The organism is Nocardiopsis sp. FR4, from assembly GCF_009830945.1.
Classification (GTDB): Bacteria; Actinomycetota; Actinomycetes; order Streptosporangiales; family Streptosporangiaceae; genus Nocardiopsis.
On record NZ_ML776454.1, the window covers coordinates 424,347 to 440,072 of the forward strand.

The window sequence follows — 15,726 nt, forward strand, 5'->3', positions numbered from 1 at the left end:
ACCAGGAGGACCCATGGCAGCCACGTCCCCGTCCGCCCCCCAAGCCCCCCTCGACCTGCGCTCCCCCGAGTTCGCCGCCGACCCCCTGGCCGTGGTCGAGCGGGTCCGGGCCGCGGGCGGCTCGGCCCGGGCCCTGTTCCTCGACACCCAGGAGGCCGTCCTCTTCGTCGACGACGAGGACGTGCGCACCATCCTCGGTGACCGGCGGTTCGTCCTCGACCCCGCCCACGTGTCCGGGACGGAGGCCACCGTCACCCGCGCCGACGCCTTCCGCGAGATGGGCCTGCGCCCGGACCTGGTCGCCTACCTGACCGAGTCGCTCCTGGACAAGGACGGCGAGGACCACACCCGGCTGCGCAAGCTGGTCTCGCGCACCTTCACCGTGCGCCGCGTCCAGACGATGCGCCCCCAGGTCCAGCGCATCACCGACGGCCTCATCGCCCGCCTGCCCGACCACGCCGACGGGGACGGGATCGTGGACCTCATGCCGCACTTCGCCTACCCGCTGCCGATCGCGGTGATCTGCGACCTGGTCGGCGTTCCCGAGGAGGACCGTGCCACCTGGCGGGTGTGGAGCGACCAGCTGGCCCACTTCGACCCCACCCGGCCCGGACTGATGAACGACGCGCTCGGCGAGATGATCGACCGCATCAGGACCATGATCGCCGAGCGGCGCACGACCGCCAGTGACGACCTGCTCGGCGCGCTGGTCCGCGCGCGTGACGAGGACGGCGGACGGCTCAGCGAGAACGAACTGGTCACCCTGGTGTTCACGCTGATCATCGCCGGACACGAGACCACCGCCCACCTGCTGGGCAACGGGCTGCACGCCCTGCTCGCCCACCCCGAGCAGGTGGCGGCGCTCAGGTCGGACCTAGCTCTGCTGCCCTCGGCGGTCCACGAGATGCTCCGCCACGGAGGCACCGCCGTGCTCGCCAAGGCCCGCTACGCGGCCGAGGACGTCCAGCTCAGGTGCGGTCGCCTGCGCGCCGGTGAGCGCGCCATCGCGGCCATCGCGGGTGCCAACCGCGACCCGCGCGTGCACCCGGACCCGGACCGCTTCGACATCACCCGCCACCGCGGCAGGCCCGGTGAGGCGCACGTGGGCTTCGGCCACGGCATCCACTACTGCCTGGGGGCGGCCCTGGCCCGCCAGGAGGGAGAGGTGGCCGTCGGCTCCCTGCTGAACGCCCACCCCGGCCTCTCACTGGTCCCCGGGCGAGAGCCCCGGCGCGAGACCGTCCCGGGGGCGCTGCGGACGGAGAGCCTGCCCGTGCGCCTGTGAGGAGCACGAACACGGGGACGTCCCCGGTGCGGGTGCGCCGGGGACGTCCGTGGAAAGCGGGGTCAGAGCTCGCAGCAGCCGCCCGCGGGGGCGGGCTGGGCGGCCGGAACCCCGACGGCGGGCATCCCCAGCAGCACCCCCGGCTTGGTGTCGGGCACGGGCTGGCCGTTGCGGGCCGCCCAGGCGTCCCCTGCACGGGTGCGCCGCAGGTCGCGGATGCCGGAGTCGGCCACCAGGTGGTGTGGGGCGGCGTAGGTGACCTCCACGGTCACCGTGTCGCCGGGGCGGGGCTCCTCGCCGTCGCCGACCGCGAAGTGCACCAGGCGGTTGTCGGGGGCGCGGCCGGACAGACGGCGGTGCTCACCGTCCTTCTTGCCCTCGCCCTCGGAGACGAGCAGCTCGACCTCCCGGCCGACCAGCTTCTGGTTCTCCTCCCAGGAGATCTGGTCCTGGAGCTCGACCAGCCGCTGGTAGCGCTCCTTGACCACCTCGGGCGGCACCTGCTCGTCCATGGTGGCGGCCGGGGTGCCGGGGCGCTTGGAGTACTGGAAGGTGAACGCCATGGCGAAGCGGGCCTCGCGGACCACGTGCAGCGTCTCGGCGAAGTCCTCCTCCGTCTCGCCGGGGAAGCCCACGATGATGTCGGTGGTGATCGCGGCGTGCGGCATGGCGGCGCGCACCTTCTCCACGATGCCCAGGAAGCGCTCCTGGCGGTAGGAGCGGCGCATCGCCCTGAGCACCCGGCTGGACCCCGACTGCAGCGGCATGTGCAGCTGCGGCATGACGTTGGGGGTCTCGGCCATGGCCTCGATGACGTCGTCGGTGAAGTCGCGCGGGTGCGGGGAGGTGAAGCGGACCCGCTCCAGCCCCTCGATCTCGCCGCAGGCGCGCAGCAGCTTGGAGAAGGCCTGGCGGTCGCCGAACCCGCTGCCGTAGGCGTTGACGTTCTGCCCGAGCAGGGTGATCTCGCTGACGCCCTCGTCGACCAGGGCGCGCACCTCGGCGAGCACGTCGCCGGGGCGGCGGTCCTGCTCCTTGCCGCGCAGCGCGGGCACGATACAGAAGGTGCAGGTGTTGTTGCAACCCACCGAGATGGACACCCACGCGGCGTAGGCGGACTCGCGGCGGCTGGGCAGCGTGGAGGGGAAGTGCTCCAGCGACTCGGCGATCTCCACCTGCGCCTCCCGCTGGACGCGGGCGCGCTCCAGCAGGGTGGGCAGGGAACCGATGTTGTGGGTGCCGAACACGACGTCGACCCAGGGGGCGCGGCGCACGATCTCCCCGCGGTCCTTCTGCGCCAGGCAGCCCCCGACGGCGATCTGCATGCCCGGGTTGGCGTCCTTGACCGGACGCAGGTGCCCGAGGTTCCCGTACAGCCGGTTGTCGGCGTTCTCCCGGACCGCACAGGTGTTGAAGACGACGATGTCCGCGGTGGTGTCCTCGGCTGCGCGCGCGTACCCAGCGTCCTCCAGCAGACCGGAGAGGCGCTCGGAGTCGTGGACGTTCATCTGGCAGCCGTAGGTCCGCACTTGGTAGGTACGACTCTGGCTCACGGAACCAGGCTATCCGCTGTCGCGGACCGTGCGGCGCCCCTCCTCCGCGGGCGGCCCCCCGATTCCGGGTGCGCCCTCGGGTACCGCGGGAGAGGAGGGGAGGTTGTGTCCAGCTGAGCAGGGTGTATGTGAGACGCTGAAGCACGGAATCACGACAGGGAGCGACAAACGGCCACTCAATCATCCAAACGGGTAACAGTTTCGCTGATCGCGTCGTAACAAGTCTGCTACTCCGCGGGCGGCCGGTGATTTCGTGATGACACGGCAACATGGACCCATTAGGTTCCGAACATGACCTCAACTCCTCTCGTCGTGCTGGAGAACGTCAACAAGCACTTCGGCGACCTGCACGTGCTCCGCGACATCAACCTGACGGTGAACTCCGGCGAGGTGGTGGTCGTCATCGGTCCGTCCGGTTCCGGCAAGTCGACGCTGTGCCGGACGATCAACCGTCTGGAGACCATCGACTCCGGAACGATCACCCTGGACGGGCAGCCCCTGCCCGCCGAGGGGCGCGGCCTGGCCAAGCTCCGCAGCGACGTGGGCATGGTGTTCCAGTCCTTCAACCTGTTCGCGCACAAGACCGTGCTGCAGAACGTGACCCTGGGCCCCACCAAGGTCCTGCGCCAGGGGAAGGCGGAGGCCGAGAAGCGCGGCATGGAGCTGTTGGACCGCGTCCAGATCGGCGACCAGGCGCACAAGTACCCGGCCCAGCTCTCGGGAGGCCAGCAGCAGCGCGTGGCGATCGCCCGCGCCCTGGCCATGAACCCGAAGGTGATCCTCTTCGACGAGCCCACCTCCGCACTGGACCCCGAGATGGTCCAGGAGGTCCTCGACGTCATGACCGACCTGGCCCGCGAGGGGATGACCATGGTCGTGGTCACCCACGAGATGGGCTTCGCGCGCCGCGCCGCCAACCGGGTCATCTTCATGGCCGACGGGCAGATCGTCGAGGAGAACACCCCGGACGAGTTCTTCACCAACCCCCGGTCCGAGCGGGCCCAGGACTTCCTCTCCAAGATCCTGACCCACTAGGTTTCTCCGCGTTCTCCACACGAACCAAGGAAGAGGTATCCCTTATGCGAGTCGGTCGCATCAGCAGCATCCTGGGCGGCACCGCCGCCCTGGCCTTCGCCCTCAGCGCCTGCGGCACCGCCGACGTCGGCGGCGGCGGCGGTGACGGCGGCAACGGCGGCGAGACCATCACCATCGGCGTCAAGTACGACCAGCCGGGCCTGGGCCTGCTCGAGGGCGACGCCCCCGTCGGCTTCGACGTGGACGTGGCCACCTACATCGCCGGTGAGCTGGGCTACGAGCCCGACCAGATCGAGTGGACCGAGGCCGCCTCCGCCAACCGCGAGTCCTTCCTGCAGCAGGGCACCGTCGACATGGTGGTCGCCACCTACTCGATCACCGACGAGCGCCGCCAGGTCGTGGACTTCGCCGGCCCCTACTACGTCGCCCAGCAGGACATCCTGGTGGCCGCCGACAACGAGGACATCCAGGGTCCGGAGGACCTGGAGGGCAAGGTGCTCTGCTCGGCCTCCGGTTCCCGGTCGGCCCACAACATCGTCGACGACATGGGCATCGACGCCGAACTGCGCGAGGCCGGCAACTACTCCGAGTGCCTGGAGCTGCTCGGCAACGGCACCGTCGACGCGGTGACCACCGACAACACCATCCTCGCGGGCTTCGCGGCGCAGAACCCCGAGGACTTCCGGATGGTCAACAACCCCTTCGGCGAGGAGAAGTACGGCGTGGGCCTGCCCGAGGGCTCCACCGAGCGCTGCGAGGAGGTCAACGCCGCCATCGCCAAGATGTGGGAGGAGAGCGTGGCCACCCAGGCCCTGGAGGACGCCTTCGGCGCCACCGACTTCGCCTACGAGGAGTCCGCTCCCGAGACCGAGGACTGCGAGTAGTTCCCTCGTCCACTGACCACACGCCGTGGGGGGGGGGCGGGGCCCCCCCCCCCCCCACGGCCCTTGACCGGCTGGGACCCATGGAAGCCTTTCTCAGCAATATCGACAGGGTTGTCGACGGTTTCTCATGGACCGTCCGGCTCACCCTCGTCAGCGCCCTCCTCTCCTTCGTGCTGGGCATCCTGCTCACCGCGATGCGGGCCTCCCCCGTACCCCTGTTGCGCGGGCTCGCCACCTCCTACGTCGAGGGCGTCCGCAACACCCCTCTGACCCTGGTCCTGCTCTTCTGCGGGCTGGGCCTCAACAGCGCCCTGGGCCTGAGCATGGCCGACAGCGTCGCGATGGACGTCTTCTGGTGGGCGGTCATCGGCCTGTCCGCCTACACCGCCTGCTTCGTCTCGGAGTCGCTGCGCGCGGGCATCAACACGATCCCCCTCGGCCAGGTGGAGGCCGCGCGCTCCCTGGGCCTGACCTTCACCCAGAACCTGCGGCTCATCGTCATCCCCCAAGCGCTGCGCACCGTCGTCGGCCCGCTGGGCAGCGTGCTGATCGCGCTGACCAAGAACACGACCGTCGCCTCCGTCGCGGGGCTGGGCGTTCAGGAGGCGTCCCGCGAGATGAAGCTCATGTTCGACCAGGGGATCGCGCCGGTCCTGCCGACCTTCGTCGGCTTCGCGATCGGCTTCCTGATCCTGACCCTGCCGACGGGTTACTTCTTCGGCTGGCTCTCCAAGCGTGTGGCGGTGGTCCGATGAGCGTGCAGACCGCCGTCCTCTTCGACGTACCCGGCCCCAGGGCCCGCGTGCGCAACGTCGTCTACACCGTCGCCACCCTGATCCTGTTCGCGGCCGGCCTTGCGGTGCTCTACCTGGGCTTCAACCGCACCCTGACCGAGCGGGAGACCTCCCTGTTCGACCCGGCCACCTGGGCGGTCAACCCGGCCGGGCAGTGGGCCGCGGACAAGTGGGAGCCCTTCCTGCGGCCCGAGACGTGGACCTCCTACGTGCTGCCGGGCCTACAGAACACCCTGACCGCGGCCCTGACCGCCTCGGTCCTGGCGATCGTCTTCGGCCTGCTCTTCGGCATCGGCCGCCTGTCGGAGCGCTGGTGGATCCGCGTCCCGGCCGGGGCCGTGGTGGAGTTCTTCCGCGGCATCCCGCTGCTGATGCTGATCTTCTTCACGATGGCGCTGCCGATCGTGGCCTGGCAGCTGTTCGACATCCCCACCGGCACCTTCCAGGTGACCGCCCTGGCCGCCGTGGTCACGGGCCTGACCCTGTACAACGGCTCGGTGCTCGCGGAGGTCTTCCGCGCGGGCATCCTCGCCGTCCCCAAGGGCCAGTCCGAGGCGGCGCAGGCCATCGGGATGACCCGGACGCAGAACCTGTGGCTGATCCTGATCCCGCAGGCGGTCACCTCGATGATGCCCGCGATCGTGGCGCAGCTGGTGGTCCTGCTCAAGGACTCCGCGCTGGGCTACATCATCGCCTTCCCCGAACTGCTGCGCAGCTTCACCCTCCTGGCCACACGTGAGAGCAACGTGATCCCCGCGGCGATCATCTGCGCGCTCATCTACATCGCCATCAACCTGACCCTGAGCCGGGTGGCGATCTGGCTGGAGCGGCGCAACTCCCGCCGCGGCAGGCCTTCGGCCAAGCCCACGGACGCTGAGGGCGCCCCGACGAAGGCCGACACGGCCACGGGCGCCGCGGGAGCCGTCGCGGTGGAACCGACCGTGCAGGAACCCCTGCCCGACACCCTCACCGAGGAGGGGCGCGCCGAACCCGGCGACGGTGACACCGACGGCAACGGCACCGACGGGGACGGATCCCCGGCCGGACGCGGCTGACCCCGCCCCGCAGGCCACGGTCCCGACCGCGACGGCCCCGTCCGCGCCCCACGGCGCGGGCGGGGCCGTCGCCGTCGCGGCGGGCGGCGGCCCGGGACACCCGGTACGCGCCTCTGCCGTCCAGGACTGCACAGGAAGGCGTGCGAAGACTAAGGTCGACATGTCATCTCATCGAACCCACGACCCACCCTGAGCGGACATGTCTGAACTGTCGAGTTCTCACGGCTCCTGGCCCTCGCCCATCAGCGCAGGCGACGTCACCCGAGGGGTGCGGCGCCTGGCGTTCCCCTCCATCGCGGGCGGGGAGATCTGGTGGGAGGAGGGACGCCCGGAGGAGGGGCGCACGACCCTCATGCGGCGTGACACCGACGGGACGGTGACCGAGCTGCTGCCCTCCCCCTGGAGCGCGGGCACCCGGGTGCACGAGTACGGGGGCCGCGCCTACCTGCCGGTTCCCCGCCGCGACGACAAGGCCATCGTCCGCATGGGCGTGGTGTTCTCCTCCGCCGAGGACCAACGCCTCTACCTGCTGGAGCGCGGATCACGGGAGCCCGTGCCGCTCACCCCCGAGGACGGGGACTCCCGCTACGCCGACCCGGCGCTGAGCCCGGACGGGCGCGCGGTGCTGTGCGTGCGCGAGCAGCACTCCCGCGGCGCCGTCCGCCGGTCGATCGTGGCGGTACCGCTGTCGGGCCGGGGCGCACAGGACCCGGCGGCACTGAGGGAGCTGGTCTCGGGCGCGGACTTCTACGCCTCGCCCACGCCCTCGCCGGACGGCGCACACCTGGCCTACGTGCGGTGGAACCACCCCCGTATGCCGTGGGACGGCAGCGAGCTGAGGGTGGGCGCGCTGGAGGCCTCGGGCCTGTCGGGCGAGTACACGCTCAAGGGCGGTGTGGACGAGTCTGTGGTCTCCCCGGTCTGGGCCGACGACGCGACGCTGTACCTGGCCTCCGACTGGCCGGGCTGGTGGAACCTGTACCAGGCCGGGCTGACCGGGCAGGCGATCGCGCTCTACCCGGCCGAGGAGGAGTTCCACGCGTCCCCGGGGCTCCTGGGCAACCGGTCGTTCTGTGTCCTGGACTCGGGCCGGATCGTGGTGCTGCACGGCCACGCCGACATGACGCCGGGGGTGTACGACCCCGACACCCTGGACCTGGCGCCGGTGCGCACCGACCTGACCACGTGGTCGATGCTGGACACCGACGGTCGGACCGTGGTGGCGGTGGCCTCCTCCCCCACCGAACCGCAGTGCCTGGTGCGGCTGGAGCCCGACACCGGACGCGTGGAGGTGCTGCGTTCCTCCGTCGACAAGCCTCCCGACCCCGCCTACCTGCCGGTTCCCCGGGAGCGGACGCTGCCGGGGCGCTACGGGGCCCCGGTGTACGCCAACGTGTACCCGCCGACCCACCCCGAGGCCCGGTCCGAGGGCCCGGCGCCGTACGTGGTGTGGGCGCACGGCGGACCGGTCTCGGCGTGCACGCGCGCCTTCGACCTGGCCAAGGCCTACTTCACCAGCCGCGGGATCGGCGTGGTGGACGTCAACTACGGCGGTTCCACCGGGTACGGGCGCTCCTACCGCAAGCGCCTGCACAAGGAGTGGGGCGTGGTGGACGTGGCGGACTGCCTGGCCGCCGCGCGGGCCCTGGTGGAGGAGGGGGCGGCCGATCCGCGGCGGCTGGCCGTGCGCGGACCGAGCGCGGGCGGGTACACGGCGCTGATGGCCCTGACCGGGGACACCTTCGCGTGCGGGGTGTCGCTGTTCGGCGTGACCGACCTGCTGGGGTTCAGCGAGACCACGCACGACTTCGAGTCGCACTTCCTGGACTCCCTGGTGGGGACGCTGCCCGGGTTCACGGAGCGCTACCTCGAGCGCTCACCGGTCAACCGCGCCGGGGACATCGATGTGCCGGTGCTGCTGCTCCAGGGGCTGGACGACAGGGTGGTACCCCCCGAGCAGGCGCGGGCGATGGCCACCGCGCTGGGGCTGCGGGGCGTGGAGTACGCCCTGCTGGAGTTCGAGGGCGAGGGACACGGGTTCAGCGCCCCGGGCGCGCGCCTGCGGGCCCTGGAGGCCGAGCTGGCCCTCTACGCGCGGGTGTTCGGGTTCGAGGCCGACGTGCCCGCGCTGGAGCTGACGACCGATCCCCCCGGGCCCGGGGATCCGGAGGCCGCCAAGGCGTCCGGGGAGCCGGCGGAGGCCGGGGCCGGACGGGCACCGGAGACGGCCGAGGCCGCCGGAGGAGCCGGTGACGCGGGGGCCGGTACCGCTGGATCAGGTGCGGCGGGAACCGGTACGGGCGACTGACCCCGCCGGCCCACCGCCCGGCGGCCTCAGGCGTCGGGGTCGTACAGGTCGGCCTCGACACCCTCGCGCTCGAGCTCCTCGCGGACCACCCGGTAGGCCAGCCCCGAGGAGTACCCCTTGCGGGCGAGGACACCGAGGGTCCGGCGGATCCGGATCTCCCTGTCCCTGCCCCGGCTGGCGGCCAGGCGGCGGCGGGCCAGGTCGCGGGCGGCCTCCTCCTCGTCCTCGTCGCTGAGCTCGGAGACCGCCTCCCGGACGGTGTCCTCCTCCACCCCGCGGGTGCGCAGCTCCTGGGCCAGGGCGCGGCGGGAGAGCCGTCTTCCGTGGTGGCGGGAGGACACCCAGGCCTGGGAGAAGGCCGCGTCGTCGATCAGCCCGGCCTCGCCGAACTCGCCGAGGACGGCGTTGACGACCTCCTCTTCGAACCCCCTGCGGTGCAGGGCCCGCTCCAGCTGGGCACGGGTGCGCGGGGAGTGGGTGAGCATCCGCAGGACCAGGCCCCGGACCCGGGTCTCGGGATCCTCCCCGGACGGCGGACGGCCGCCCGGGGAGTGGTCGTCGGCCTCGGGCGCGGAGCGGGACCGGCGGCCCTCACTCATCCGTCGCGGGCGCCTTGGTGGTCTTGGCCGAGGCGCGCTTGGCGGGAGCCTTGGCCGCCGCCGTGGTCGAAGCCGGGGCCGGAGCGGACACCGGAGACTCCTTGGCGGGCTCGGCGGGGTCGGCGGCCGGGCCGGAGGCGCTGTCGTCGCCCTTGGCGGGCACGCCCAGCTTCTCCTTGATCTTCTTCTCCACCTCGTTGGCCACGTCGCTGTTCTCCCGCAGGAAGTTGCGCGAGTTCTCCTTGCCCTGGCCCAGCTGGGTGCCGTCGTAGGTGTACCAGGCACCCGACTTGCGCACGATGCCGTGCTCCACGCCGAGGTCGATGAGGCTGCCCTCGCGGGAGATGCCCACCCCGTAGAGGATGTCGAACTCGGCCTGCTTGAAGGGCGGGGCCACCTTGTTCTTGACCACCTTGACGCGGGTGCGGTTGCCGACCGCGTCGGTGCCGTCCTTGAGCGTCTCGATGCGGCGCACGTCCAGCCGGACCGAGGAGTAGAACTTGAGCGCCCGGCCACCGGTGGTGGTCTCGGGCGAGCCGAACATCACGCCGACCTTCTCGCGCAGCTGGTTGATGAAGATCGCGGTGGTGTTGGTCTGGTGCAGCGCACCGGCGATCTTGCGCAGCGCCTGGGACATCAGGCGGGCCTGCAGACCCACGTGGCTGTCACCCATCTCGCCCTCGATCTCGGCGCGGGGCACCAGGGCCGCCACGGAGTCGATGACGATGATGGAGATCGCGCCGGAGCGGATCAGCATGTCGACGATCTCCAGCGCCTGCTCACCGGTGTCGGGCTGGGAGAGCAGCAGGTCGTCGGTGTTGACGCCGATCTTCTTGGCGTACTCGGGGTCGAGCGCGTGCTCGGCGTCGACGAAGGCGGCGATGCCGCCCGCCTTCTGGGCGCTGGCCACCGCGTGCAGGGCGACGGTCGTCTTACCGCTCGACTCGGGACCGTAGATCTCGACGACACGCCCCTTGGGGATACCGCCGATGCCCAGGGCCACGTCGAGGGCGATCGCCCCCGTGGGGATCACCTCGATCGGCGGGCGGTCGTCATCGCCCAGACGCATGACGGAGCCCTTGCCGAACTGCCGCTCGATCTGGGCGAGCGCTGTTTCGAGAGCCTTGTCTCGGTCTCCAGATGCCACGGGATACCCCTGTTGTTGGGTCGATGCCTTCTTCTTCATGATGCGCACGACGCTACGCGGTCGGTACGACAATCGCGACGCCCGACGTTCGCCTGTGGACAACCCACATTACCCGAACCTGTGTTCGATGTGGCGTTCGAGGCGCGTGTTCGACCAGCGGTTCGAGGCGTGCGCGCGGCCCGCGGGGCACGCGTTCGGCCGGCGGGCGCGGGCGCGGGCCCGGTCAGCGTGCGGAGGCGGGAAGGTCGAAGGCGTCGCACACGGCGTGCCAGACCTGCCTGGCGCTCACGCCGTCGGCCAGCGCCTGCTGCACGGTGCGGGAGCCGACCCCCTCCAGGACGTAGTCCTGGGCCAGGCTGTGCGCGTAGGCCTCGCCGAACTGCTCGTGCATCTTGTTCCAGAAAACCGTGAGTCTCATCGGGCCCAGTATCGGTGATCCGTCACACCCGGGGGGCACACTGGCGGAATGAGCCGTGCGCCTCACTCCCTGGAACGCTTCGGACCGGCCACCCGGGCCTGGTTCGCACAGGCCTTCCCCTCCGGCCCCACCCCGGCCCAGGTCGGGGCCTGGGACGCGGTCTCCCGGGGCCGCGACACCCTGGTGGTGGCCCCGACGGGTTCGGGCAAGACCCTGTCCGCCTTCCTGTGGTCCCTGGACCGGCTGGCCTCGGCTCCGCAGCCCGAGGACCGCTCCCGGCGCTGCCGGGTGCTGTACGTCTCCCCCCTCAAGGCCCTGGCCGTGGACGTGGAGCGCAACCTGGAGGTCCCCCTGGCCGGGATCGCCGCGGCCGCGGAGGCGCAGGGGCGGGAGCTGTCCCCCGTCACCGTGGGGGTGCGCACCGGCGACACCCCCGCCGGCCAGCGCCGCAGGCTCGCCAGCCGTCCGCCGGACGTGCTCATCACCACCCCCGAGTCGCTGTTCCTCGTGCTGACCTCGCGTGCCCGCGAGGGACTGGCCGGGGTGGAGACCGTGATCGTCGACGAGGTGCACGCGCTGGCGGGCACCAAGCGCGGCGCGCACCTGGCGCTGAGCCTGGAGCGGTTGGACGCCCTGCTGGAGCGCCCGGCGCAGCGGATCGGGCTGTCGGCGACCGTGCGCCCCGCCGAGGTGGTGGCCGAGTACCTCGGCGGGGCCGAGGTCGTCGCGCCGCCCGACTCCCCCGACATGGACCTGCGCGTGGCGGTGCCCGTACCCGACATGGAGGAACCCGGCCCGGCGCCGCACGCCCCCGAGGCCCCGGGAGCCCCGGACCGGGGCTCCCTGTGGCCGCACGTGGAGGCGCGGGTCCTGGACCTGGTCGAGTCGCACCGGTCCACCATCGTGTTCACCAACGGCCGCCGCACGGCCGAGCGCCTGTGCGCGCGCCTCAACGACCTGCACGCCGAGCGGCACGCCCCGGGCCTGCCCCCGGAGGAGGTCCCGGCGCGGGTCCTGGCCCAGTCCGGGAGCAGCCGGGGCGGCGCGCCGGTCCTCGCCCGCGCCCACCACGGCTCCATGTCCAAGGCGGAGCGGGCGCTGATCGAGGACGAGCTGAAGGAGGGTCGCCTGCGCTGCGTGGTGGCCACCTCCAGCCTGGAGCTGGGCGTGGACATGGGCGCGGTCGACCTGGTGGTGCAGGTGGCGTCCCCGCCCTCGGTGGCCAGCGGCCTGCAGCGGGTCGGCCGGGCCGGGCACCGGGTGGGCGGGACCTCGCGCGGGGTCTTCCTCCCCCAGTTCCGCGGCGACCTGCTGGCGACGGCCGTGGTGGTCCAGCGGATGCGGGAGGGCGGCATCGAGCGCCTGGAGATGCCGCGGGACCCCCTGGACGTGCTGTCCCAGCAGATCGTGGCGATGGCCGCCATGGACGACTGGCCGGTGGCCCACCTGGCCGCCCTGGTGCGGCGGGCCGCCCCCTTCTCGGGCCTGACCGACGCGGTGCTGGAGTCGGTGCTGGACATGCTCGCGGGCCGCTACCCCTCCGATGAGTTCGCCGAACTGCGCCCGCGCCTGGTCTGGGACCGGGAGGCCGGCGTGGTGCGGGGGCGGCCGGGAGCACAGCGGCTGGCGGTGGTCAGCGGCGGCACGATCCCGGACCGGGGGCTGTACGGGGTGCACCTGGCCTCGGACTCCGCTCCCGGGCGGGCGCCCACCCGGGTCGGCGAACTGGACGAGGAGATGGTCTACGAGTCGCGGGTGGGCGACGTGTTCGTGCTGGGCTCCACCTCGTGGCGGATCGAGGAGATCACCTCCGACCGGGTTCTGGTCTCGCCCGCGCCGGGGCGGCCCGGGCGGATGCCGTTCTGGAAGGCCGACGCGCAGGGGCGGCCCGCCGAGCTGGGCCGTGCGGTGGGCGAGCTGACCAGGGAACTCGCCGAGGCCGACGCGGATCGCGCGATGGCCCTGGCCGAGGGCCTGGGCCTGGACGCGTGGGCGGCGGGCAACCTGGTGGCCTACGTGGCCGACCAGCGCGAGGCCACCGGCCAGGTGCCCGACGACCGGACCGTGGTCATCGAGCGCTTCCGCGACCAGGTCGGCGACTGGCGGGCGGTGGTGCACTCGCCGTTGGGCGCACGGGTGCACGCCGCGTGGGCGCTGGCGATCGCGCACCGGGTGCGGGCCCGGTTCGGCACGGACGCGCAGGTGGTGCACGGGGACGACGGCATCGTGCTGCGGCTGCCGGACGGCGGGGACGGCGCCCTGGACCGGACGGGCTGGTTGACCGACCTGGTGGCGCTGGACCCGGAGGAGGCGGAGGCTGCGGTCACCGAGGAGCTGCCGGGGTCGGCGCTGTTCGCGGCCAGGTTCCGCGAGTGCGCGGCGCGGGCGCTGCTGCTGCCCCGCCAGCGCCCGGACCGGCGGATGCCGCTGTGGCAGCAGCGGCTGCGGGCCTCCCACCTGCTGTCGGTGGCGGGCCGCTACGGGTCCTTCCCGATCGTGCTGGAGACGGTACGCGAGTGCCTGCGGGACGTGTTCGACGTGCCCGCGCTGCTGGAGGCCCTCACACGGATCCGGGACCGGCGGACGCGCGTGGTGGAGGTACGCACGGAGCACGCCTCACCCTTCGCCCGGTCGCTGATGATGGAGTACACGGCGGCGTTCCTGTACGAGGGCGACGCCCCCGCCGCCGAACTGCGGGCGCAGGCGCTGACCCTGGACCCGTCCCTGCTGGCCGACCTGTTGGGCCGGGTGGACCTGCGGGAGCTGCTCGACCCGCGCGTGGTGGAGGAGGTGGACGCCCGCCTGCAGCGCACCGCCGAGGGCACCGGGGCCCGGGACGCGGAGGGCGCGGCGGACCTGTTGCGCGAGGTGGGGCCGCTGACCACGGTGGAGGCCGCCCGACGGGGTGCCCGGCGCGAGTGGCTGGCCGGGTTGGAGGACGAGGGCCGGGTGGTGCGCCTGCCCGTGGCGGGCGCCGAGCGCTGGTGCGCGGTGGAGGACGTGGCGCGGCTGCGCGACGCGCTGGGGGTGGGCCCGCCGGAAGGGGTGCCCGGGGCTCTGCTGGAGCCGGTGGAGTTCCCCACGCTCGACCTGGTGTCGCGGTACGCGCGCACGCACGGGCCGTTCACCGCCGCCGAGGCGGCGGAGCGGCTGGGTCTGGGGCGCGACGTCGTGGAGGGCGCGCTGCGGGAGCTGTCCCGCCGGGGCCGGGTCTCCAGCGGCGGGTTCCGGCCGGGCGGGGCGGGCACCGAGTGGTGCGACGCCGAGGTGTTGCGCCGGCTGCGGCGCGGCTCGGTCGCCCGGCTGCGCCGGGAGGTCGAACCGGTCGGCCCGGAGTCGCTGGCCCGCTTCGCACCGCTGTGGCAGCGGGCCGTGCCGGGCGAGCGCTGGCGGGGGCCGGACGCGGTGTTCGAGGCGGTGGAGTCGCTGCGCTGGTCACCGCTGGCGGCGTCGGCGCTGGAGTCGCTGGTACTGCCCGCCCGGGTGGAGGACTACGCGCCGGGGCGCCTGGACGAGCTGACCCAGGCCGGTGAGGTCGTGTGGGCGGGCGGGGGCGCGCTGCCGGGCGGGGACGGGTGGGTGTACCTGGCCCCGGCCGACGAGGCCTCCCTGGTGCTGCCCGAGCCGCGGCCGCCCGGGGAGGGAACCCTCGCGCACACCGTGCTGGAGGTCCTGCGGGAGGGCGGAGCACTGTTCTTCCGCGACGTCGCCGACCGCGCGACGGCGCGCGAGGGGGTTCGCGCGGTCTCCGACGCCGACCTGGTCGCGGCGCTGTGGGAGCTGGTGTGGTCGGGCTGCGTCACCAACGACACCCTGGCGCCGCTGCGCGCCCTGCTGGGTACGGGGACGGCCGCGCGGCGCGCGCCGCGCCGGTCGGCGGGGCGCCGGCCGGCGCTGCCGACCCGGTCGGGTCCGCCCGCGGCCGCTGGCCGCTGGTGGGTGCTGCCCGAGCGCGAGCAGGACCCGACCCGGCTCACCCTGGCCCGGGTGGAGGCCCGCCTGGAGCGCCGGGGCGTCCTGGTGCGCGGCTACCAGGGCGGGCGGATCTCGCCGGACGAGTACCGGGTGCTGCGCACGCTGGAGGAGTCGGGGCGGGTGCGCCGGGGCTACTTCGTGGAGGGTCTGGGCGGCGCCCAGTTCGCGCTGCCCGGCGCGGTGGACCGGCTGCGGGCGGTGGACGGCGCCGCCGGCGCCCCCGTGGTGCTGGCCGCGACCGACCCGGCCAACCCGTTCGGCCTGGACCTGCCCTGGCCCTCCGGAGCCGAGGGGGAGGCGGTGCCCCGGCCCGGGCGGACGGCGGGCGCGCTGGTGGTGCTCGACGGAGGGCGCCCGACCCTGTACGTGGGCCGGGGCGGCCGTTCGGTGCTGACCTTCGGGTCGTCCGCCGACCTGCTGGAACGGGCCGCCCGGGCCCTGGCCGAGGTGGTGCGGGGCGGCTCCGTGGGGGACCTGACGGTGGAGCGCGCGGACGGCTCGGAGGTCTTCGGCACCCCCCTGGACGGCGCCCTGGTGGCGGCGGGTTTCCACGTGACGCCCAGGGGCCTCCGGCTGCGCCGCTGACGTGTAGGCGGACGCGGTCCCCCGTCGGCGCCGGTGGCGGGTTCGTCCGCCCTCCCGCCCCCGCGACCCGTCATCGGCGCGCTCCGCG

Annotated in this window: 11 protein-coding genes; 7 read left to right on the top strand and 4 right to left on the bottom strand. The window is 73.1% G+C overall.

Annotated elements, in window-relative coordinates:
* The first annotated feature begins 13 nt into the window (after window positions 1-13).
* Complete coding sequence (locus tag FYW95_RS01815) at window positions 14-1,285, top strand: cytochrome P450 family protein (protein ID WP_159939845.1); 1,272 nt, start codon at window positions 14-16, stop codon at window positions 1,283-1,285.
* A gap of 62 nt (window positions 1,286-1,347) precedes the next feature.
* On the opposite strand, the gene miaB is transcribed toward FYW95_RS01815, so the two are convergent.
* Complete coding sequence (gene miaB / locus FYW95_RS01820; protein WP_255459437.1) at window positions 1,348-2,814, bottom strand: tRNA (N6-isopentenyl adenosine(37)-C2)-methylthiotransferase MiaB; 1,467 nt, start codon at window positions 2,812-2,814, stop codon at window positions 1,348-1,350.
* 315 nt (window positions 2,815-3,129) lie between these two features.
* Between miaB and FYW95_RS01825 the strand changes: the two genes are divergently transcribed.
* The 5 genes from FYW95_RS01825 (at window position 3,130) to FYW95_RS01845 (ending at window position 8,914) form a co-directional block, all read left to right on the top strand.
* The gene (locus tag FYW95_RS01825) at window positions 3,130-3,873 is read left to right on the top strand and encodes an amino acid ABC transporter ATP-binding protein (RefSeq protein WP_201294604.1); all 744 of its coding nucleotides are present in this window, start codon (window positions 3,130-3,132) and stop codon (window positions 3,871-3,873) included.
* A gap of 44 nt (window positions 3,874-3,917) precedes the next feature.
* A complete protein-coding gene (locus tag FYW95_RS01830; protein WP_159939841.1) occupies window positions 3,918-4,757 on the top strand; it encodes a glutamate ABC transporter substrate-binding protein in 840 nt (279 codons plus the stop codon).
* A gap of 80 nt (window positions 4,758-4,837) precedes the next feature.
* Complete coding sequence (locus tag FYW95_RS01835) at window positions 4,838-5,512, top strand: amino acid ABC transporter permease (protein ID WP_159939839.1); 675 nt, start codon at window positions 4,838-4,840, stop codon at window positions 5,510-5,512.
* Window positions 5,509-6,606 (top strand): amino acid ABC transporter permease, encoded by a 1,098-nt coding sequence (locus FYW95_RS01840; protein ID WP_159939837.1) that lies wholly within the window; start codon window positions 5,509-5,511, stop codon window positions 6,604-6,606. Before FYW95_RS01835 ends, FYW95_RS01840 begins: the two co-directional genes overlap by 4 nt.
* Before the next feature lie 199 nt (window positions 6,607-6,805).
* Window positions 6,806-8,914 carry a S9 family peptidase gene (locus FYW95_RS01845; protein WP_159939835.1) on the top strand — a complete coding sequence of 703 codons (2,109 nt, stop codon included), beginning with the start codon at window positions 6,806-6,808 and terminating at the stop codon, window positions 8,912-8,914.
* A gap of 26 nt (window positions 8,915-8,940) precedes the next feature.
* Here the strand turns inward: FYW95_RS01845 and recX are convergent, their stop codons facing one another.
* From recX to FYW95_RS01860, 3 genes are all read right to left on the bottom strand, one after another.
* Window positions 8,941-9,513 carry a recombination regulator RecX gene (gene recX / locus FYW95_RS01850; RefSeq protein ID WP_160049901.1) on the bottom strand — a complete coding sequence of 191 codons (573 nt, stop codon included), beginning with the start codon at window positions 9,511-9,513 and terminating at the stop codon, window positions 8,941-8,943.
* Window positions 9,506-10,660: a recombinase RecA gene (gene recA / locus FYW95_RS01855; RefSeq protein WP_159939832.1), complete on the bottom strand. Its 1,155-nt coding sequence runs from the start codon at window positions 10,658-10,660 to the stop codon at window positions 9,506-9,508. Before recA ends, recX begins: the two co-directional genes overlap by 8 nt.
* 223 nt (window positions 10,661-10,883) lie before the next feature.
* Window positions 10,884-11,078 (bottom strand): DUF3046 domain-containing protein, encoded by a 195-nt coding sequence (locus FYW95_RS01860; protein WP_159939830.1) that lies wholly within the window; start codon window positions 11,076-11,078, stop codon window positions 10,884-10,886.
* Between the two features lie 48 nt (window positions 11,079-11,126).
* On the opposite strand from FYW95_RS01860, the gene FYW95_RS01865 reads away from it, so the two are divergent.
* Entirely contained in the window at window positions 11,127-15,638 is a 4,512-nt protein-coding gene (locus FYW95_RS01865) for an ATP-dependent helicase (protein ID WP_160049902.1), read from the top strand.
* Window positions 15,639-15,726 lie beyond the last annotated feature (88 nt).

Bases quoted from the DNA above. Each gene is read 5' to 3' on its own strand.
- FYW95_RS01815 (WP_159939845.1), top strand. From the start codon at position 14: ATGGCAGCCACGTCCCCGTCCGCCCCCCAAGCCCCCCTCGACCTGCGC.
- FYW95_RS01825 (WP_201294604.1), top strand. From the start codon at position 3,130: ATGACCTCAACTCCTCTCGTCGTGCTGGAGAACGTCAACAAGCACTTC.
- FYW95_RS01830 (WP_159939841.1), top strand. From the start codon at position 3,918: ATGCGAGTCGGTCGCATCAGCAGCATCCTGGGCGGCACCGCCGCCCTG.
- FYW95_RS01835 (WP_159939839.1), top strand. From the start codon at position 4,838: ATGGAAGCCTTTCTCAGCAATATCGACAGGGTTGTCGACGGTTTCTCA.
- FYW95_RS01840 (WP_159939837.1), top strand. From the start codon at position 5,509: ATGAGCGTGCAGACCGCCGTCCTCTTCGACGTACCCGGCCCCAGGGCC.
- FYW95_RS01845 (WP_159939835.1), top strand. From the start codon at position 6,806: ATGTCTGAACTGTCGAGTTCTCACGGCTCCTGGCCCTCGCCCATCAGC.
- recX (WP_160049901.1), bottom strand. From the start codon at position 9,513: ATGAGTGAGGGCCGCCGGTCCCGCTCCGCGCCCGAGGCCGACGACCAC.
- FYW95_RS01860 (WP_159939830.1), bottom strand. From the start codon at position 11,078: ATGAGACTCACGGTTTTCTGGAACAAGATGCACGAGCAGTTCGGCGAG.
- FYW95_RS01865 (WP_160049902.1), top strand. From the start codon at position 11,127: ATGAGCCGTGCGCCTCACTCCCTGGAACGCTTCGGACCGGCCACCCGG.